The sequence below is a fragment of the Candidatus Neptunochlamydia vexilliferae genome, from assembly GCF_015356785.1.
GTDB lineage: Bacteria > Chlamydiota > Chlamydiia > Chlamydiales > Simkaniaceae > Neptunichlamydia > Neptunichlamydia vexilliferae.
The window spans coordinates 15965-36747 of sequence record NZ_JAAEJV010000010.1; the positions used below are offsets into that span (position 1 = coordinate 15965).

The window sequence follows — 20783 nt, forward strand, 5'->3', positions numbered from 1 at the left end:
GCAAGCTATTGTAAAACTATGTTCTTGCGTTAACTATTTCTACAGCTTTATCTAAATAGGTGCTACAAAAGTCATGGGGAATATTTAACAGGGCGCTGTTGTTATGGGGAACAACATTAGATAAAATTTCTAATGAAAAACTCAGTTCAACAACAATTATTTTCACCATGGCTTCTATAATAAGATTAATTTTTTCTTTTTTAGATTTATTTAAAGATGCATTTAAAATTTCTTTTAATTCTTCTGCATATGTTTCTTTTTTAGCGTTATCTAATGACTGTCCATCTTTAAATTTTAGGTGTGCACTAAAAGCATTTTTAATCTTCTGTGTCTGCACTAAATTTGATTCTATCCCTAGGAACTCTTCTCTTTTTTGTGTGAAAAAATCGGTGAGGATATATCCTGTTTTGAATTTTACTTGAGCTAATATTGATATGAGGTCACTTTCATGAATAAAGTTTTGTACTTTCTTTCCCAAGCTATTAGGGACCAATCTTGCTCCCCCAAAGGTTGCTACCTCTATATCTTGAATCTTTTGTTGTGTTACAAGCTTTAAAGCTTCGCATGTTAATAAAGCTCCATGGCTATGAGCAATCACCAGAACTCTTTTACTTGTATCTGGTGAACATCTTTCATGCTCAGATTCAATTAGTTCGGCCAAAAGAGGATATAACTTAGCAACTTCGTTCTTTCCTGCTGTAATGTCTCGATTACTAAGGCATAATGTTGGGTTATAAAAGAGGACAACTCTTTTATTATTAATTTTTGATGAAATTTCATTAGCGGTAGTTTTAGCACCGGCTTCTTTAAGGTGTCCTTTGTCAATTTTAAGACCTTGTAACTCATTCATGATTCCGTTTACAAAAATTATTGATTCTCCTGGTTGGTTTCCGTTGCCATTATTGATGACATGCGTGTATTCAGTATACTTTCTATTGGTTACTGTTTCTAATGCCGACATAACAAACTCCTACATGTTGCATTTAAGAAAATATACAATATAAAAACAAGGAGTTTATCTGTAAAGCATTATTTTTACATTTTTTGTATGGCATTGGAGTCTATTTTTATTTTGCTGATAGTTGCCATCAAAGCTAGAAATCCTAATAGAAAATTTATCGAGGCTTAGAGTATCAAAAATGTTTAAAAATTCGGTGTACACTATATTAGAAAAAGGGTTCTTTTCTTCTTGCTTCAGCTGCGCAGCTACCTTACTTTTCCTCCTCACCACCTACCCCTATTATAAGTTCAATTAAGTTTTTGATAATTGACAGCTTACGATGGTTTTAGGTAGTCTACTTACTTTATCTACCTTGATTTGAAGCTATGAGTAAACGACTTCTAATAGAACCCTTTTCCCTTCCTCTATCTCTCCTTGCCTTCAGCGCTCCTAATTTAGTCCAAGCCGCTTCGGAACCAACATTTAAAACTCCTCTAAGCCAAAATATTCCCTAATGAACATCGCAAAACGCTCAAAAGATAGCCCCAGATCCCACCGATGAAAAAACTCCTCCTAGCTCCATGTCTTCTCACCGCCTCACTTTCCGCAAGCGAGAACCTCAAAATCTACACCTACGGAGGAGGAGAGATCCTCCAAAAGGTCTTTAACCTCGTCTCGATCATCTGTGGGGCAAAAATCGCTGACTACGATGTTGCAGTTTGGATCGCGGTGAACATCGGCCTTCTCGTTGCGGTTGTCTTGGCTATGACGAAGATGAATCTTGCCCCTATTTGGAAGCAGTGGCTTATTCCCGTTTTTTTAACCGTCTCCCTTTTCACCCTAAGTACCGAAAAAGTCATCATCCACGACACCCTCATCAAAACCGATGCTAAGCAAAAGACCTACACCGTCGATCGGGTCCCTCTCCTTCTTGCCTATACCGCTCATTTCTTTAGCTCATTAAGCCATGGGATGACAAAAATGATCGAAGAGGGGGCCCATATTGTCGACGATCCCGTTTATAACTGGACCGGCCATATCTACGCTGGGCAAAGCCTTTTCAACACCCGCAAGATGCGGATCATTGACGAGGTGACCGAAGAAAACTTCCGTAACTTTTGCTCGGAATGTGTCTTTAGAGATCTGGGCCTGGGGATCTACACCAAAGAAGAGCTCATGCAAGCCCCCGACCTTTTCAACTTTTTAAAAGAGCGAACCTCAAAAATCCGGGGGGTGCAGTACAGACAGCCCAACCATTCTATAGGACCTCTTGAAGGCAAGGAAGAACCCCTTCCAGGGACATTGGGTACCCTAACCTGCCACCATGCCATCTCCCGGATCCATCAACATCTAGGTGGCCAGCTTGCTAATGCCAAAGAGCTCCTCGTCGGGTCCATTGGCAGCGAATACCAACACCTCATCGACAAAAGCCAAAACGCCCCCATCCAAAAGCTTATAGAACAACAAATCGCCATCGACACCCTCCAAGACTATACCATCGGAAGGTACGATACCCTTGCTGCCAAACGAGCTGAGCAGCTGCAGATCTCTTCCCAAAAAATCTTAGGAGCCATGGGAGCCAATATCCTCCTCGCTAGCCGGAACTACTTTGAAGCGCTCCTCTATGGAGTTTTCCCCCTCGTCATTATCGTCAGCCTCATCTCCCTTGGCTTCAAAGTCCTCCTTGGCTGGATCCAGATCATCGCCTGGGTAAGCTTCTGGCCTCCCTGCTTTATCATAGCAAACTTTGTCCTCGACTCCATCTGGGAAGCCAAAAAAGGAGCCCTAGGACTCGAAAAAGGGTACTCCCTCACGATGTCCGATGGCCTCTTCAACCTCTACAACCATATGGAAGGGATCGCTTGTGGCATCTTTGTCACCATCCCCCTCCTCTCCTGGGGACTCCTCTACCTCTCCAAAGGGGGAGCCTCCGCCCTTGTCCATTGGGCCAACTCATTCACCGCAAGAGCCCAAGGCTCCGCAACCGTTGCAGCCGGAGAAGAAACCACAGGCAACTACAGCTACCAAAACATCGGACTCTCCTCCAGAAACTTTGGTAATGTCACCGAGAACCAGAAAAACCTTGCCCCCCTTTTTATGGGATCGACCACAGCCACACAAGACGCCCAAGGAAAAGTGATCACTTCCACCCCAGGAGAGGGCCTTTCCCTAGACGAAAGAAAATCCCATCTGTTGACAGATATCACCCATTCCGATGCCTTTACCAAAAGCCTTCATGCCCAATGTAGAGAGGCAGAGTCCCTTACCCAAGGGGAAAGCCACACCTTCTCCCAAAGCGCCGCCCATACCGCCAATACAGCGCAAGGGCTGAATAAACACCTCTCCAATACATCAAATACCTCAGAAAGCTGGGACGCCTCCAAACTCCTATCGATGCAACGCCAAGCCCAAGAAGTCTTCACCAAAGCCGAAGAGTATGGAAAAACCCATAACATCGATACCACACAGGTTTTCGATGAAGCCCTCAAGGTAGGAGCTGGATGGGGGATCGGTTTAAAAGCAGGATTCGACACCTCCCTTTCCAACCGCTTCTCTGAAGCCTCAGCAGACCAAAAAAGTGAGCGCCTCTCCGATGCCCTTTCCATCTATGAAAGCATGCAAAACCTCGCCCAAACCGTTCACCGCGAAGGAGGAACCTTTTCTGCAGAAGAAGGGTTTAGAGATTACCAAGACTTCGCCGATTCCTTTAACCAAACAGAAAGCTCTGCAAAACAGCTCAATACCGCCTACTCCACCCAAAAAACCCTAGAAAACCTAGAGTCTGACATCCAAAGTAGCGATCTCCGCATCTCCGAGCATCTCAATAATGACTTTATGAGCTATCTAGAGTCTAACCTTGAAGATCGCGAGCTAATCCAAGAGACCCTCTCTACCCCAACCCTTAGAAAAGAAGCCATTGACGGCTTTATCCAAAACATCAAGCCCTCCCAAACAGAAACTCCCAACCTCAAAGCCGAGTATCGGGCGAATACCCAACCCTATGAAACGACTTCCTGGCAAGACAAACTTGAAACCGCCCGAGACCAAAAAAACCTCTATCAAAAAGAGATCCAAATAGCTCCACCCACTCAAGGGGAGCTTTTCAAAAACGGTTCCAACACCAAAAAGCTCACTAGAATTAAAAACGAAGTGCTTGGCGCTTCAGCCTCTCAAGAAAGGCCCCTTGCTCCCGAACAGTTTGAGCCCCTTTATACCGAAGCTGCCACCCTAAAACCCAAAACCCTTAACGAAAAAGGTGAGCCCACAGAAGGAGAGTTTCTAACAAGAAAAGAGGAGTTTCAAAAGACAAGCAGTCCCCACTTTCTCGAAAAGTTCCCTAAACGCATGGCGATCCATTCTATTGTTCGAAAGGTAGGGGACCTTCTAGATTTTCCCAACCCCGATAAGCAAAAAGAGCCCTACAATCCTGGCCTTCCAGGCTGGGATGATCTCACACCCGAACAACAGATCGCTGTTCTAGATGCAAGATTTAGCGATGATATCCCTTAAGGAGACCCATGGGCGTTTTTGAAAGTGTAACCCGAGGAGGACAGACCTGGGCCCACCGGATGCGGATGCTCAAGCAAGTCCTCCGCCTCATCTTCCTAGGGAGCCTCACCAGTTGCCTCCTATTTTTTGTAGGGAAGCTCAGCCTAGAGCCTCAAGAGAGGTTTCAAGCCGTTTACTACCTCCTCAAAGCGTCTCTTCCCTCCACAACAGACCGCATTTCCGTAAGCGGAGACTTTTGGAGCACAATCACCCACAAAGCGTCTCGAAAAAAACCCATTTCGGTTCCTAAAAGGCAGATCACCCGAGCTTGCAAGCCCCATGCTGACCACCTTAAAAACAAGGCCTTTCACCTCCTTAGAGAGGTCCCCTGGATATTTCTTATTACCTCCAGCCTACTCCTCCTTTTCTTCCTCCTTAAGGGGCTCGCCTCTAAACGACAAAAGCACCTCAAAGGGACCCGCCTCGAAAAATCCTGGAAGATCAAGCTCAAGATGACCCTGACCCGTCAAAAATCCGATCTCAAAATGGGCTCCATCCCCCTCCTTAAAAATAGCGAAACCCAACACATGCTCATCTGTGGAGCGACAGGAACAGGGAAGACCAATGCCCTCAGACAGCTGATTTCCCAAATCCGTAAGAGGGGAGAGCGCGCAGTCATCATCGATACAACAGGGGACTTTGTCACCCGTTTTTACCATGAAGAGAAAGATATCCTTTTTAATCCTTACGACCCTAGATCCAAAACCTGGCACCCTTGGTGCGAGTGCCAGCATGACTATCAATTTAAACAGCTCGTCAGCAGCCTCATCCCCAAAAACACCCACGCTTACGATGACTTCTTTCCAGAAGCCGCCCGCGCAGTGATCTTTGAGATGCTCATGAAGCATCACCATCTCGAGCACCATGATATCGAAGGGTTTGTTCAGGACCTTCTCACCAAAAGCGTATCAGAACTCTATCAAGACCTCAAAGATACAGAAGCCCGCATCTACGTCGACCCAGAAGGGGAAAGAACAGCAGTCTCCATTCGAGCCACTATCGCCAACTCCATCCGTCATCTCACCACTCTAAAAAATAGCCCCGATCCTTTTTCCATTCGGGAGTGGATCCTTTCAGAAAAAACCAACATGCTCTTTCTCTCTTGTCAACCCGAGCAAAGAGAAGCTCTTAACGTTCTAATGTCCGTGTGGCTCTCCACCGCCTTCAACGCCATGCGAGCCAGGACCCCCAAAAAAACCTGGTTCATCATCGATGAGCTCCACTCCCTCCAAAAGCTAGAGTACCTCGAAGAAACCCTCGCAGAGCTTCGGAAGTATGGAGGGGCCATCGTCCTAGCTACCCAGAATATCTCTCAGCTAGATAAAATCTACGGACACCACGGAGCTAAGATCATCCTCGATCAATGTGCGACCAAGGTAAGCTTCAGGCAAAGCGATCTAGAGATAGCCAAGCGAATGTCGGGGTTCTTTGGCCAGCGAGAGTTCCAAGAGACCCGAGAAGGGCTCTCTTATGGAGCCCATCAGATGCGTGATGGGGTAAACCTTTCCAATCTAGAAAAAACAAAAGCAACAGTGACCCCAACAGAGATTCTCAATCTTCCTGATCTGGAGGCCTTTATAAAACTTCCGGGGAACTATCCTGCCCTTAAAACAAAGTTTTTTTACAAAGACTAAGGGTTTAATTTCAATGACATAGATCAAATTCAAGTAGCTTAAGGGAAATAATTCCTTGACGTGAAATTTTGAATTTATTGATAATCCCTTAATAAATTGAGACCCAATATGAGATGTAGCCAATGTTTAAAACATTGTTTCCAAGTCTAATTTTCAGCTTAGCAATTTCCTTTTCCTTAGTTGCAGATAGCCCATTTTACCCAGAAAATTTCCCCACACTAGAGAAGAAAGGCTATACAGTCCACTATGATGGGAGCAAGAAAATTCCTCTTTGGACTCATGAACACCTAACACCTGAGAATCTTAAGAAAAACATCAATCGAAGGTATAAGTTCAAAGAAGACAAGTCCATCTACCCGCTTCATCGCAGCACACCTGCAGACTACAAATACTCTGGATTTGACAAAGGCCAGATGGTCCCACGAGCAGATAGAAGGACCTCCGCTGAAGCAACAAAAGAAACATTTGTCCTTTCAAATGTCGCTCCCCAAAACCACCCTTTTAATGGAGGCATTTGGGCTAAGCTAGAAAACCATATCAGGCAGCTTGTTTTCTCTGGATCCTATGATACTGTAGATGTCATCACAGGACCACTCTTCCTACCTTACAAAAAACATGGGAAGAAGTATGTGAAATATCAGGTGATTGGAGAGAATAATGTTGCTGTTCCAACACACTTTTATAAAGTTGTTTATGGTCACAAGAACCGTACTACAAAAGTGTGGACGTACTTAATCCCTGTTGAGAACTATCAAAGCAACGACCCTTACGACTATAGGGTTCCACTAAGCAAAATAGAAAAGCTCTCAGGCTTAATCTTCAAAAAAGCAGTGCATGACTAGGATGAATCAAACGTTATTAAAAAGGCGGTAAATAAATGGCAAATTTGATAGTCAACAATAACAAAAACAATATCGACTTAAGTCTAAACCAAAATAGCGGTTTAACGTCTAGTTCTAGCGATGAAGACACTGCCCTTAACTCTTCTAATAATGCAAGCACAAGCAGCTCGTCTAGTTCCTCAAGTTCTTCTTCAACGCTAAACACCTCTGAATTAAATAATATCGAATCTAGCGCATCTAATAGCACTAGAAATGAGCCCCAAGCTCACAGTTACTCTTTAGGTGACTTAAAAAAATCAGCTCATAAGCTTTACAAAGAAATCGAAAAGATAAAAACTCTTGAAGAGCTAAGTAGTCAACCTTCAGCAGAGCAGGCGAAGCTCCTGTGTAAAATAGCAAAAGGATTCCAAAGAGACCTTTTCTTTCAACCAGAAAAAGAAAAGACACTTAAAGATCTTATCAAAAAGCAGGAAGTGCCTTTTTCCTTAGCATATAGGATGGTTGATATCCTTTCAGCGCATGAAATCCAGAGCTATGATGCCCTCAAGCGCGCCCTTGCTAAAGCTGCCTGTTTTTTTATCGAACTGAATGTTTTTCACTTCCACGCCCAAAAAAGAAACGTTTATCAAGATACCGTAGATCAAATGATCAGGCTAGTATCCATGGTAGAAAAGACCCTTCCTAAACTTGAAGTGGAAGCAAAGTTCCACTTAAAATGCTCAAAAGCAGCATTAAAAAAGCTTTCCTTTGGAGTAGGGAGAGTCAAGACCATTGCCAAAGATAGAGGAGTTCAAATTCTAAAGGGAGCATTAGAGGCAGGCTTATCTAGAAGCGGGGCCCCTATTGTTGCCCCCCTTGTTGACACTTCTCTCGAAATCTACAAGCGGTTAGAAGAGAAATGGTACAAAAAGGTCTGGCGCTTAAAATGGACATTAGTTGCAAATCCCCTTGAAAACCTCAATGCTTTAGCATCAATTAAAGACTGCTTAAAGAAGTGGGAATCTCGCCCAGACCTTGCCTTTGCGATTACGCAAGTATTTGGCAATGCACTAGAAGGGAAATCCACTGAAGCTCTGAAAAAATCACTCCTTTTTGAAGGGAACGTTTCTTTAGAAAAGCTTGCAAAGCTAAAGAAATCTAGAACCTCTCTATGGAATGTCCGCTTTCATGCAATTACCGTTTTAAAAGCCTCTGCTCTCAGAAGTGATTTTGATAACGTTCTTCGTGAAAAATCTATAGAAATCATCTGGAATAGAAAACGGTCAGAAACAAACGAAAATGTTAAAAATCTTATTAATAATGCGATTGCAGACCTTGGAAATACGTACAGCCAATTAATGGAGGAAATCTCTAGCAAAGAAAAAGACCCGGATAAAGAAATATCTCGTATTACAAACCTAATCGAAACTGATAAGCATATCAAAGAGCTTCCAAAAATCATACAAATAAAAGAACAGCTCGCCGAAAACCTTATTCAAGCAAAAAGTGATCAACAGTCTATGGCAGGAGGTAACATCAGTGACTTAGAATCAAAAATTGATCACCTTGAACAATTAGAAGAAGAAAGACAAAATAAACTCGATGAACTTAAGGCAGAAACCCAATTCTTTAAAGACCTAAAGCAATTTAGAGAAACCAAAAACTGGGATGACTTTAGATAATCATTTAGAGGTATAAAATGTCTTCAAGCTCTTCATGTAGTCCTTTCAATCCTCAAATCTATCAGATAGAAAAACCAAAGCCACCGCCAAAAACAATTACAACAACCCTTGAAAGAGACAAAATTCATAAGCTTTCCAAACAGAAAAGATGGGTAGTCTGTCAGGTTTGGCCAGGTAATAGCGATGAAAGAGGCTCCGGGTGTCTAATTGGGGGGCGTCTTCTACTTACCAACTACCACGTTCTTCCAAACAAAAAAGCTGTCGAAAAAGGTCAAGCTGTATTTTTTATGGTGACCAAACAAGAACACCCCTTTGGAATATCTACAGCCAAGATTCTAAAGATAGAGCTAGACCCTAACTTTCCCCTCATACAGTCAAAAAACAACATGCCAACTCCCACTAGCCTGCCACAGCCAGTTAAAGAAGGCTGTCTCGACTTTACTATTGCAGCTTTAAAACCCCATCCTTACCTCTCAGGAGTCCAGGATAAGGTGTTTAGCATTTTTAAAAAAATTTCGATCAAAAAAAATGACCCTATCCATGTCCTCCAATATCCACATGAAATGGACTCTAAAACACTCATTTCCGGAGACCTTAAAGAAGACACCGGATATATCACAAAAAAAAACACCCATGACCTTGAACATAGTGCTGATACCAAAAAAGGTTCCTCTGGAAGCTCAATAATAGACAAAAATGGCAATCTTATAGCCCTTCACTACCAGGGCACCTGCAAAGTTCATGCAAATGCGACCAAGAGTTCCCTAGAAAAAAGCACAGATCGGAACTCTTTGCAGCCTCAAACAAAAAACACAACTTTGCAGGCGTCCCGCCTTCATTACGGAGCTCAAAGAGGAGTGCTTATCACACAGATAGCAGCTTCACTAACAGCAGAAGAAAAAAATAGAATTGAACAAGAGATCCAAAACTTCTCTATCTACAAAAGCCTTGACGGACCTCCAAAACCTCATACTAGCTTAACCAACGTTCAAGAGATCCACCCTGATTTCGTAAATAGAGAGGAAGCCTTAAAATTCCTAGAAAAGTCCCTAATGAATTCTTCTGATCCCCTTCCTAAAGCCCTCCTTCATGGAGCAGGAGGATTTGGAAAAAGTGAAATAGCCATTGCCTTTGCCAATAAACAAAAAAAGCATTTCTCAATCATATGGTGGATCCCCGCATCTTCAGAACAAGAAACAAGAGAAGCCTACAGAAAACTTGCCTCCCACCTAAAAATCCCCATTGATATCGAAAGCTCAACCCAATATATCATTGAGCGTGTACACGATGCCTTAGCATCTCCATCACTAAAAAAAAACTATCTCCTCATCTTCGACAATGCCACAAAACATCCTAAGCTGCCCTGCAGAGGAAAGGGATCCATTATCATCACTACCCGCAATAAAAACCTTTCAAAGCTCATTAAAAATCAGCATCATGTTGATTCTTTTACCCGCTCAGAAGGAAACACCTTATTAGAGAAAATTATTGGCTCAGAAAATCCTCAACTTAAAAAAAAGCTCGTTAAAGCGCTTGACCGTATCCCCCTCTCCCTGACCCAAGCCGCCTACTTTCTAAAAGATTCTCAAATATTTACTCTTGCCACCTACCTTGACTATCTAAATAAAGATCCGGGAAAGGCCCTTAAGAGGATGGAAGGAGATGAAAGGTATCCCAACAGCCTCTATAGCGTATGGAGCATTACTCAAGACCAGCTCAAGAAAAGCGCCCCAGAAGCTTACGAATGGCTCCAGATCTGCGCCTATCTCCACCCCGATACCATCCCCATCTCTTACTTAAATACTTATCTTAAGATATTTAAAAATCAAAAGGACCCCTTTGATAGAGCTCTTAAAGCAGATGAAATTCTTAAAAAACTCACAGGCCTTGGGATCCTTCGCCATAACATAAAAACAAAAAGCCATGCCATCCATAGAGTCAGACAAGAGATCCTCTTAATCAATATGGACTCTTATTCCTCACCCTCATCTAGCAAGATAAGTATGAACAACGGCTGTCTCAATCCAATAGCAAAAAAATCTATGGAACTCTTGTCTGAATTGACTTATGAGGTTGAAGAAAGCGTAATAGCTGATTGGTATAGGTTAATTCCATGGTACCCTCATGCAAAAAGTTTTTTAAAAAAAAACTTAAGCAGGTTGCTTACTAAGCGATTAATAAACAATGATTTAGCATCTATTCATTACTCTCTAGGAAGAGTTGACTATATAAGAAGAGAATATACAGAAGCTAAAAACCATTGGAAGAAAACGCTAGAAATAAAAAAGAAGGTAGCTGAAGCGAAAAGCTCATATTTACATAATTGTTTTTTTATTTCTTATGGGTTATACTCTTCGCAGGTTGCTGAGAGGAGGCTCACTCATAAACAAAATGACAAAAAATGCTCAAGCTCTAAGTCTGCAAATTTTTTGTCAAAAAAAATTGAGTATTCAGAAAAGAATTCGTGTCCACAACCGAAACAATTGAATAACTTTCATAAGTATTCTAAGGATGTAGTAGAACATTTTGTTGATTTAGCAAACTGCATAACTAACTTAGGACATACTTATTGTGAGCTGAAAAAGTATGATAAAGCTTTAAAAAGTTTTCAAAAATCCTTTAATATTCTTGACTTTTTTTTTAATCAAGCACCTAACCAAGAGCTTTCAGTTGCTAAAAATAATTTAGGATATCTTGTTCTTAAGAAGGGCTGCCAAAAAAAAGAGAGCTTGCAGAGAGCTATTGAGCAATTTCAAGAAGCTCATAATATACTTGAAACAATTCAAAGTTCTAATAAACCTCTTATTGCTACCTTTCTAAGAAATATCGGAGAAGCTTTTGACCGAAGTAATAATCTTGATGAAGCAGAAAGTTTTTATACAAAAGCTATTGACTGTTTCCAAGAACCTCATTCCCTTAAGGCAAGGTGTCTACACGAGTATGGGAATGTTTTAAGGAAGAAATACCCTAAACAATGGACATTAGCAAAAAAGAAATATTTAGAAGCAATAGAAATTTTTGAAATCTGCCTTTCTACAAGGAACTGCTTAGTGATTGCAAATTGTCTAGTTGACTTAGGAACCCTACTGAACGAGTCAGGTAATATTAAAGATGCTCGCAGCAGCTTAACTGAAGCGCTTGCAATAAAGAAAAATATTTTAGGAAAAAATCATATAGATGTATCAGCTGTTAATAAATTAATAGCTGCTTTATCCTCCTCTAATTATTAATAGATTTAATTAGAGGAATTTTTTAAAATCTGCTACAAGGAGGTAGTATATGTCAATTAACGCTGCAGGAGGCTCAAACGTAGGTTCAGGAGGAGGCACTTCAGGTTCAGGAGGTTCATCAGGCTCAGGAGGTTCGTCAGGCTCCCAGGGTGCTAAGTATAGATTTGAACTTTTTGATATCCGTGAAAATGCATTACCTTTATCGAAAAAGGTTAATGGTATATGCTTATTTAATCACTCATTAAATTAATAATTTAAATTTTTAAACCTAAGGCTCTTTGTGAGTAATTATTAAGAGCCTTAAATCAGCCTTATTGTATCAGGGCTAACTATTTTTTCCCATTGGAGACAACTTCCTTTGCCATTAATTATTCGAGCCTGAAGAACTAAGGATTATGTTTATTGTGAGAAGGTTAAAACAGAAAAAACTCTTTATAAATTGCAAGAAAATTGGACTACACACCCCATTTTCTTGCAAATTCGATAAACAAAATCCGCACTTGCAAAAGAAAAATCGAAGACTTTTCCCCAGAGGCGATTAATTAAGTATTTGATAGTGCAATAGAAGAGAGATCAACTCAAGGAAAAAGTGATCAGCAGCTTACAGAGTAACATCAGTGACTTAGAGTCAAAAATGGACAAGCTCGAACAATTAGAACAAGAAAGACAAAATAAACTCGATTAGCTTAAGGCAGAACCCCAATTCTTTAAAAACCTAAAGCAATTTAGAGAAACCAAAAACTGGGATGACTTTAGATAATTATTTAGAGGTATAAAATGGCTTCAAGCTCAAGCTCAAGCTCTTCATGTAGTTCTTTCAATCCTCAAGACTATCAGATAGAAAAACCAAAACCACCGCCAAAAACAATTACAACAACCCTTGAAAGAGACAAAATTCATAAGCTTTCTAAACAGAAAAGATGGGTAGTCTGTCAGGTTTGTCCAGGTAATAGCGATGAAAGAGGCTCCGGGTGTCTAATTGGGGGGCGTCTTCTACTCACCAACTACCATGTTCTTCCAAACAAAAAAGCTGTCGAAAAAGGCCAAGCTGTATTTTTTATGGTGACCAAACAAGAACACCCCTTTGGAATATCTACAGCCAAGCTTCTACCGATAGAGCTAGACCCTAACTTTCCGCTCATACAGTCAAAAAACAACATGCCAACTCCCACTAGCCTGCCACAGCCAGTTAAAGAAGGCTGTCTTGACTTTACTATTGCAGCTTTAAAACCCCATCCTTACCTCTCAGAAGTCCAGGATAAGGTGTTTAGCATTTTTAAAAAAGTTTCGATCAAAAAAAATGACCCTATCCATGTCCTCCAGTACCCACATGAAATGGACTCTAAAACACTCATTTCTGGTGATCTTAAAGAAGACACCGGATATATCACAAAAAAAAACACCCATGACCTTGAACATAGTGCTGACACCAAAAAAGGTTCCTCTGGAAGCTCAATAATAGACAAAAATGGAAATCTTATAGCCCTTCACTACAGAGCTCGAAGAGGAGTGCTTATCACACAGATAGCAGCTTCACTAACAACAGAAGAAAAAAATAGAATCGAAGAACTTTCAAAGGAAAAATTTGAGACCAATACCCCACAGAAAAAAGCTTTCAGCAAAGCTCTAAAAAATTATTACCTTGCACACAACCAACTTACTGTTTTACGTCTAAAAACAGGAGGGGAGTTTGAATTTAAACTCCCTATAGAAAAAATCTTTGTGCGGCTAGGGATAATCACCCAGAAAAAAAGAAAAGAAAGAGACCAAAGCCTTGATAAACACTCAGGTCAGCTAACCGTCGAAGATGGAAGATACCCCACCCATGAGACAATCTTCGAGCAAAAAGAAAATATTGAAATTGAAACCCTTTTCGATCACGAAAGTTTCAAAAAGGAAAATACCCAGAAAAACTATTCTGATCCCAAGGATTTGAAAGACAAATCAGTTTATATCCAAGGAGCTGCAGGAATCGGAAAAAGCACCCTATGCCACTACATTGCCTATCAATGGGCAAAAAATGGCCTCTGGAAAGAGCACTTTTCTCACATCATCTGGATCCCACTAAGGAATTTAACACTAGAAAAGTATCCTCCTAGTAAAGACTACACTCTGTATGACCTCATCATTAGAGAGTACAAAGGCCAAGCAGATCTAGAGCCTTTCCGAAAAGCCCTTGAAGACCCCAACCTCCCACAAAAAACCCTACTCATTTTAGATGGTTACGATGAGCTTTCTTCTGATGCCGAAGGAAACTCAAGCTTAGGTAAAGCATTTAAAAAACTAAAGGAGCACTTTCCCCACACTCTCATTACCTCAAGGCCAGGACCATGCTCTTTTAAACGCTCTTGTAATTTGGAGCTTTTAGGTTTTGACAGAGAAGGCATTAAGAGGTACATCAATAACTTTTTCACACAAGCTCAATCCGAATTACAAAAGCAAAAGCTTGAGAATTTTTTAGATAGTTCTTCCTATGCCATGAGCCTTGCTCATATTCCGATTAACTTAACGCTCCTCTGCGCTTTATTTAATGATGATCCAAAAGTATTCGATGCGGTTACCCCAGTGACTTTAACATCGATTTACGATCGTATCCTTAATCAGATGTATAAGTGGTTTTTGCTTAAAAAGATTGGAAAAGGAGAATCCAAACAAAGAAAAGGAAATATCCTCACCGATAACAACCTTAGGAAAAACCGCGAAGTATATGACATTGTCGAAGCTTTTGAAAAGCTAGCTAACTATGCAATGAACACGAATACGCTATATATTCAAAAAGCTAAGATTGAGCGCATTATTAATCACAAATATACAATCGAAGAGCTCTCTCAAATTGGTTTATTAAGAATCCCAGAAGGGGGATCAAGGGGTTACTTTATTCACTTAACCTTTCAAGAGTTTTTGACAGCTTCAAAAATTGCAAACAGCTATCTAGATGGATTAAAACACGAAGAATGCCAAAGGTTTGTTAGCGAGAACAAGTTCAATCCGAGATACGCTCTCATTTTTAGAATGATCGCAGGATACCTCTCGTGTCGGAGCTTGGAAGATGATGATTACTTACCCGCTCTAAAAGACTTCTTTGAAGATTTATTTTCCAAACCTAGAGACTTAGCAAAAAGCTACGAACTGACTCTTTTTGCAAACTGCTTTGAAGAGTGTGATGGTACCCAAATCGATCAGTACGATGATTTTATTAAAGAAGTTGTAAAATATATCAAAGTTGCTCCTACACAAGAAATGAGGCTTCATATTCTTCATAGGAATACAAAACTATTACACAATAAAAAAGTTTTAAAAGTGTTTCAGGGTTGGTTTAAAGATGCACAAAAGCATGAAGAAGCTATTAGCCTGGTGCATAGACTAGCAGCAGTTAATCAATCTATACCGGATGAATTTTTCAGCAAGCTGATGGAAATGGCGTTTGATCAAAGCTTCAGTTGGGATGTTAGGTTAAAAGCTGCCAATGCCTTATTAGAAATCAGTAAAGAAGGTGATGACAAACTTAAGCAAACAATTTACTTCGATGATGCCGCGATAGTTATGAGGAACGTTGCTGTTGCCCTTGGAGGAATCAGCAAAAAACTGTGCGCCCAACAAGTAGACCTATTCCTTGCGGCGTTGAGTGATGAAGGCTTTAGTTATGCTGGGGATGAAGTCGCTGCTGTCCTAGTAAAGATTGCTAAAGAGGGACCTGACCAAGCTTCTAAAGTGTGTAAAAAGCTCGTGGAGATGGTATTGAACAAAGAGATCAACCTTCCTGATAAGAAACGAGCTGTTGCTGTGCTAGAAGAGATTGGTAAGGAGGAGCATAACCTCCCTCAAAATGAGCTTGAAGATCTTAAGAAAATGGTATTGAATCAAGATCTCAACCTCGATTATAGGTGGATAGCTACTAAAACTCTATTAGGGATCGGTAAGGGGGATAATCTGCAAGCATTTGAACCGCTAAAAGCGCTTGTAGATATTTTTACGGATAAAGACCAGGATCGGTATCTTAGGGAGTCCGCTGCTATCCTAATCGGTAAGGCAGGTGCAGAAGGGTACTGCCTCCCTCAAATAGCTTTGAAAGAGCTTACGGCGACGGCATTGGATAAAAACTGCCACCTCGACTTTAGGTGGGTAGCTACTGAAACTTTAGGAGAAGTTGTTAAAGGAAGGGATCACCCCCAGGCCAATAAAGCCTTGGAGGGGCTTTTAGTGATGCTACAGCAAGAAGAATCAAATGATTATGCTCAGAAGAATGCTACTACTATCCTACAAAGAATCATTAAAGGAAGATATGATATTTCTTGTAGAGTTTTGAAATCGCTTAAGAAGGTGAAAGATAAAAAACTTTGCATCAGTATAAAGACCTTTGCTATGGAAGAGATCGTTAAAGGGGGAAAGGAGATCTCTTCCGAAGCGCTCAAAGCGCTAGTAGAGATGGTCAAAGACAGCACCCTCGACTCGTCTGCTCGGGGAAGTGCTGCTTCAGTCCTAGGAGAGATCGGTAAAGGGGAGAAAGAGGGCTCTTCCGAAGCGCTCAAAGCGCTAGTAGAGATGGTCAAAGACAGCACCCTCGACTCGTCTGCTCGGGGAAGAGCTGCTTCAGTCCTAGGAGAGATCGTTAAAGGGGGGAAGGAGGTCTCTTCCGAAGCGCTCAAAGCGCTAGTAGAAATGGTCAAAGACCGCACGCTTAACTCGTATGCTCGGGGAAGAGCTGCTGAAGCCCTAGGAGAGATCGGTAAAGGGAGGAAGGAGGGCTCTTCCGAAGCGATCAAAGCGCTAGTAGAAATGGTCAAAGACAGCACGCTTAACTCGTATGATCAGGTAAGAGCTGCTGAAGCCCTAGGAGAGATCGTTAAAGGGGGGAAGGAGGTCTCTTCCGAAGCGCTCAAAGCGCTAGTAGAAATGGTCAAAGACCGCACCTTCGGCTCGTCTGTTCGGGGAAGTGCTGCTGAAGTTCTAGTAGAGATCGGTAAAGAGGGAAAGGAGGGCTCTTCCGAAGCGATCAAAGCGCTAGTAGAAATGGTCAAAGACCGCACCCTTGACTCGTATGCTCGGTTAAGAGCTGCTAAAGCCCTAGTAGAGATTAAAGGGGGAAGGGAGATCTCTTCCGAAGCGTTCAATGCGCTAGAAGAGCTGATCAAAGACCGCACCCTTAACTGGTATGTTCGGTTAAGTGGTGCTTATGCCCTAAGAGAGATCGATAAAGGGAGGAAGGAGGTCTCTTCCGAAGCGCTCAAAGCGCTAGTAGAAATGGTCAAAGACCGCACGCTTAACTCGTATGCTCGGGGAAGAGCTGCTGAAGCCCTAGGAGAGATCGTTAAAGGGGGGAAGGAGGTCTCTTCCGAAGCAATCAAAGCGCTAGTAGAGATGGTCAAAGACAGCACCCTTGACTCGTATGCTCGGGGAAGAGCTGCTGAAGCCTTAGAAGAGATCGTTAAAGGGGGGAAGGAGGTCTCTTCCGAAGCAATCAAAGCGCTAGTAGAGATGGTCAAAGACCGCACGCTTAACTCGTATGCTCGGGGAAGAGCTGCTGAAGCCCTAGGAGAGATCGTTAAAGGGGGGAAGGAGGTCTCTTCCGAAGCGCTTAAAGCGCTAGAAGCGATGGTCAAAGACAGCACCCTCGACTCGTATGATCGATTAAGAGCTGCTTCAGCCTTAGGAGAGATCGTTAAAGGGGGGAAGGAGGTCTCTTCCGAAGCGATCAAAGCGCTAGTAGAGATGGTCAAAGACAGCACCCTTGACTCGTCTGCTCGGACAAGAGCTGCTGAAGCCCTAGGAGAGATCGTTAAAGGGGGGAAGGAGTCCTCTTCCGAAGCGCTCAAAGCGCTAGTAGAGATGGTCAAAGACAGCACCCTTGACTCGTATGCTCGGAGAAGTGCTGCTTATGTCCTAGTAGAGATTGGTAAAGGGGGGAAGGAGTCCTCTTCCGAAGCGCTCAAAGCGCTAGTAGAAATGGTCAAAGACCGCACGCTTAACTCGTATGCTCGGACAAGAGCTGCTGAAGCTTTACCAAAGATGGACCTTTCGTTTTTAAGCTTTCTAGAAACTTCGCGCATTAGTTGTCTTGATATTGCTCAAGTATGTGCTATTAAGCAGCAATCACTGTTCATTTTAGAAAACAAGGTAGTCATTAGCAATAAACACTCTACAGAATCATTCGCAATTGACAATAGTAGTATAAAAGAGCTAAAAGAGGTTAAAATTTTAGACCTGTTTTCACATAAAAAGAATACCGGGTCTGCAAAAAAAATTATCCAAACAGATATTGCTAAGTTAGCAACTTCAAAGCCCTCCGTTTCAAATTCCTCATCTATATTAAATAATGCATCGCCTATTAACACCCATCCAAACCTCTCTTCTGTACACGACTTTACCTCAGAGCTTACTGCAATTGAAAATAAGCAAAAGCAAATAAGCGTTTACGAGCTACAAGAACTTGAAAGATCAATCAAAACCTCAAACCTACCTGATAGTCAAAAGCAAAGCCTCCTAGCCCGAGTAGAGAAGATTCACTCAGGGATGAGCGGCAGCTCAAGCTCAAATAAGTAGTTAGATATGAAAGATTTAACAACATAATTTTTGTTATCAGACCCAACCGAACTTGCTTTTGAAATATAATCACTTGACATTACCAACAATAGTTGGTAAAATAAAGTTAAATAGATTTAGTCCGTTGTAGTTAAAGGAGATAATGTGCCGGCTAGCGGAAAAGAAATGCGAAAACTGTTTCAAAAAGTGGGCTACAAGGTTGTGCCAGGCGGAGGTAAAGGGAGTCACTGGAAATTAAAAAAGTCTGGAGCTCCTACGGTGACTATCCCGAATCATAAAGAGCTTGCAACAGGAACAGAACATGCTCTTAAAAAGTTATTAAAACAAGTTGAAAATTAAGGGGTTATCAATGAAATATCACTTCAAAGTTCATAAAGATGGAAAATTCTATTGGGCTCAATGCGTTGAACTGGAGGGTTGTATCACTCAAGGAAAAACCCTTAAGGAACTTAATAGCAATATGGAAGAAGCACTAAATCTCTATATTCAGGAGCCAGAAGATTCTTCAGAGTTAGCTCCTTTGCCAAAGCAATCGATTAGAAAGTCAAAGAACCTTGTGGAGGTTCCTGTAGATCCTGAAATCGCTTTCTCATTTATGGTAAGATATCACCGCATCAAAAAACATGGAATGACCCAAAATCAAGCAGCAAGAAAGATGGGTTTTGAAACACTATACAGCTACCAAAGACTCGAAGCTAAAAAATGCAATCCGAGCCTAAAAATTCTGTCTAAAGTCAAAAGAGCTTTTCCGGATTTTTCAATCGACTATGCTCTTGGGTGTTAGCTTTAATCACTCTTTATCAACTACTTAACAACATAAGTTTTATTATCAGACGTTAGGAGAACAGGGGATTTTTATTCCCCTGCCATAGTAAAACCTAACGGAGGGACTCGATCTCTTCACTTGAAAGCCCAGTCGCTTCAGAAATCTGATTTACTGGAAGGCCCTGTTTGAGCAAAGCTTGGGCGATTTCTAGCTTTTCTTCTTTGCGTCCCGCTTTCCTTTCAGAGGATAAGACTGCCAAATGGTCTCTATGCTCATTAACACTGGCTTCATAGGCCTTTCTTGTCGCTGGGTCGGATGAAAGCCTTTCTAGCCTTTCAAGTGCTCTTTGAAAAACGGGGTCTTGCTTTAAGGCATTTGCTTCTTTTTCTTTTATTAGAGAAGCATTTTTAAGGAGGTAAAACCATTTTTCTTTATAGGTCTTGAGTTCTGCTAGAGGCTTATCTTTAAATTTTTTAAGGTCAACCAATGTGGCCTTCCATTGATTAAAAAGATGCTCATTAGAGGAAGAGATCTCAGGCTTAAACCTATAGGTTTCTACCACTTTTTCATTATTCAAAATACCATTTTTTTCTCGTTCGCTTCGGTGAAAGTCAATAATTGCTACAATGTGAACCTTGGGAAGGTCTTGCCAGCCTATTAGCTTTTTTTGCTTCTTTTTCTGTTCAGTTTCTGTTGCTTGTTGGTGATAATGGTAATCTATCTGCTCTGTATAATCCTTTCCTAAGTAATAAAGAAGCCTTTTATCAAACCCTTCGTGGTTATAAGTTTGCATTTCAATGATGTATCGCTCCCCTCCCCTGGTTTTTACCGATAAATCCACAAAGGTTGAGGGTCTACCAACTTCAACTCGCATCTTTCTAGGATCTAAGAATTCTTCAATTTCAATAAGATCGTCCCCTTCAAATCCTAAGACAGAATTGATAAAGCTTTCTAAAAGTTCTTTACTACTTTTATCGCCAAAAAAATCTTTGAAGACGACATCAACTTTGATATCTAACAGGTCTATCATACTTCTAACGCTCCATTGTCCGTCATTTTATCATGAAAGAAGCGATTTGTATACTCCAATTTTTATCCTCAAGTCGCTGAACGTCCGATAGTAAAACTTATGTTGTTAAATTGTTGGAAATGAATAGATTAAGAGTGTTGTGTGTTAGCACTCTTGCACGTTCTGATCACCATCATCAAGCGGATTTTCATGCTTTTCTTGATGCCTGGTGATAGGTATGACATTGGGCCGAGTCATCTGCATCATCTGTCCCTCAATGTTACTAACCTTTGAATACACGCGGTTTACATCTTTTTCAACCGCATCGATTTTTTTATCGAGGTCTTTGATTTCACTTTTAAGTTCTTTTTTGCTTGCTTCAATCTTTTCATTTAGAGCTTTGTTGGTTGCATCAATATTGTCATTCAGAGCTTTATTGCTTGCTTCCATTCTAGCTTCAAAAGCATCAACCCTCCTATCAGTCCTACTAGCGATATACATTACAAAGGCACCTAAAGTCCCTATAGTCGTTAGTGTGTAGGTCCAGTCCATTGAAGTCTCTCCAGTATAAACTTAATCACAGGTTATCACATATGGCTAGGAATGTCCAAT

The 20783-nt window shown here is 41.4% G+C and carries 12 protein-coding genes; 9 read left to right on the top strand and 3 right to left on the bottom strand.

Translation table 11 applies throughout. The features are described 5' to 3' along the window. Positions 1-16 precede the first annotated feature (16 nt). A complete protein-coding gene (locus NEPTK9_RS03120; RefSeq protein ID WP_194847372.1) occupies positions 17-961 on the bottom strand; it encodes a hypothetical protein in 945 nt (314 codons plus the stop codon). Between the two features lie 537 nt (positions 962-1498). Here NEPTK9_RS03120 and NEPTK9_RS03125 point away from each other — a divergent pair. From NEPTK9_RS03125 to NEPTK9_RS03165, 9 genes are all read left to right on the top strand, one after another. Next, positions 1499-4450 (top strand): conjugal transfer protein TraG N-terminal domain-containing protein, encoded by a 2952-nt coding sequence (locus NEPTK9_RS03125; RefSeq protein ID WP_194847373.1) that lies wholly within the window; start codon positions 1499-1501, stop codon positions 4448-4450. 8 nt (positions 4451-4458) lie between these two features. Further along, entirely contained in the window at positions 4459-6123 is a 1665-nt protein-coding gene (locus NEPTK9_RS03130) for a helicase HerA-like domain-containing protein (protein ID WP_194847374.1), read from the top strand. A 122-nt stretch (positions 6124-6245) separates the two neighbouring features. After that, a complete protein-coding gene (locus tag NEPTK9_RS03135) occupies positions 6246-6965 on the top strand; it encodes a DNA/RNA non-specific endonuclease (RefSeq protein WP_194847375.1) in 720 nt (239 codons plus the stop codon). Between the two features lie 35 nt (positions 6966-7000). After that, on the top strand, positions 7001-8626 hold the full coding sequence (locus tag NEPTK9_RS03140) for a hypothetical protein (RefSeq protein ID WP_194847376.1): 1626 nt from the start codon (positions 7001-7003) through the stop codon (positions 8624-8626). Positions 8627-8643: 17 nt separating this feature from the next. Further along, positions 8644-11856: a tetratricopeptide repeat protein gene (locus tag NEPTK9_RS03145; protein ID WP_194847377.1), complete on the top strand. Its 3213-nt coding sequence runs from the start codon at positions 8644-8646 to the stop codon at positions 11854-11856. Positions 11857-11905: 49 nt separating this feature from the next. Beyond that, a complete protein-coding gene (locus NEPTK9_RS03150) occupies positions 11906-12106 on the top strand; it encodes a hypothetical protein (protein ID WP_194847378.1) in 201 nt (66 codons plus the stop codon). A gap of 527 nt (positions 12107-12633) precedes the next feature. After that, entirely contained in the window at positions 12634-18396 is a 5763-nt protein-coding gene (locus NEPTK9_RS03155; RefSeq protein ID WP_194847379.1) for a HEAT repeat domain-containing protein, read from the top strand. A 144-nt stretch (positions 18397-18540) separates the two neighbouring features. After that, positions 18541-18735, top strand: a complete 195-nt coding sequence (locus NEPTK9_RS03160; protein WP_194847380.1) for a type II toxin-antitoxin system HicA family toxin — start codon at positions 18541-18543, stop codon at positions 18733-18735. Positions 18736-18745: 10 nt separating this feature from the next. Continuing rightward, positions 18746-19180, top strand: a complete 435-nt coding sequence (locus NEPTK9_RS03165; RefSeq protein WP_194847381.1) for a type II toxin-antitoxin system HicB family antitoxin — start codon at positions 18746-18748, stop codon at positions 19178-19180. A 94-nt stretch (positions 19181-19274) separates the two neighbouring features. Here the strand turns inward: NEPTK9_RS03165 and NEPTK9_RS03170 are convergent, their stop codons facing one another. Continuing rightward, positions 19275-20192: an Rpn family recombination-promoting nuclease/putative transposase gene (locus tag NEPTK9_RS03170; protein WP_194847382.1), complete on the bottom strand. Its 918-nt coding sequence runs from the start codon at positions 20190-20192 to the stop codon at positions 19275-19277. Positions 20193-20336: 144 nt separating this feature from the next. Beyond that, the gene (locus NEPTK9_RS03175) at positions 20337-20723 is read right to left on the bottom strand and encodes a coiled-coil domain-containing protein (protein WP_194847383.1); all 387 of its coding nucleotides are present in this window, start codon (positions 20721-20723) and stop codon (positions 20337-20339) included. Positions 20724-20783 lie beyond the last annotated feature (60 nt).

Coding starts and splice junctions, on each gene's coding strand:
- NEPTK9_RS03120 (WP_194847372.1), bottom strand. CDS start 961: ATGTCGGCATTAGAAACAGTAACCAATAGAAAGTATACTGAATACACG.
- NEPTK9_RS03125 (WP_194847373.1), top strand. CDS start 1,499: ATGAAAAAACTCCTCCTAGCTCCATGTCTTCTCACCGCCTCACTTTCC.
- NEPTK9_RS03130 (WP_194847374.1), top strand. CDS start 4,459: ATGGGCGTTTTTGAAAGTGTAACCCGAGGAGGACAGACCTGGGCCCAC.
- NEPTK9_RS03135 (WP_194847375.1), top strand. CDS start 6,246: ATGTTTAAAACATTGTTTCCAAGTCTAATTTTCAGCTTAGCAATTTCC.
- NEPTK9_RS03140 (WP_194847376.1), top strand. CDS start 7,001: ATGGCAAATTTGATAGTCAACAATAACAAAAACAATATCGACTTAAGT.
- NEPTK9_RS03145 (WP_194847377.1), top strand. CDS start 8,644: ATGTCTTCAAGCTCTTCATGTAGTCCTTTCAATCCTCAAATCTATCAG.
- NEPTK9_RS03150 (WP_194847378.1), top strand. CDS start 11,906: ATGTCAATTAACGCTGCAGGAGGCTCAAACGTAGGTTCAGGAGGAGGC.
- NEPTK9_RS03155 (WP_194847379.1), top strand. CDS start 12,634: ATGGCTTCAAGCTCAAGCTCAAGCTCTTCATGTAGTTCTTTCAATCCT.
- NEPTK9_RS03165 (WP_194847381.1), top strand. CDS start 18,746: ATGAAATATCACTTCAAAGTTCATAAAGATGGAAAATTCTATTGGGCT.
- NEPTK9_RS03170 (WP_194847382.1), bottom strand. CDS start 20,192: ATGATAGACCTGTTAGATATCAAAGTTGATGTCGTCTTCAAAGATTTT.
- NEPTK9_RS03175 (WP_194847383.1), bottom strand. CDS start 20,723: ATGGACTGGACCTACACACTAACGACTATAGGGACTTTAGGTGCCTTT.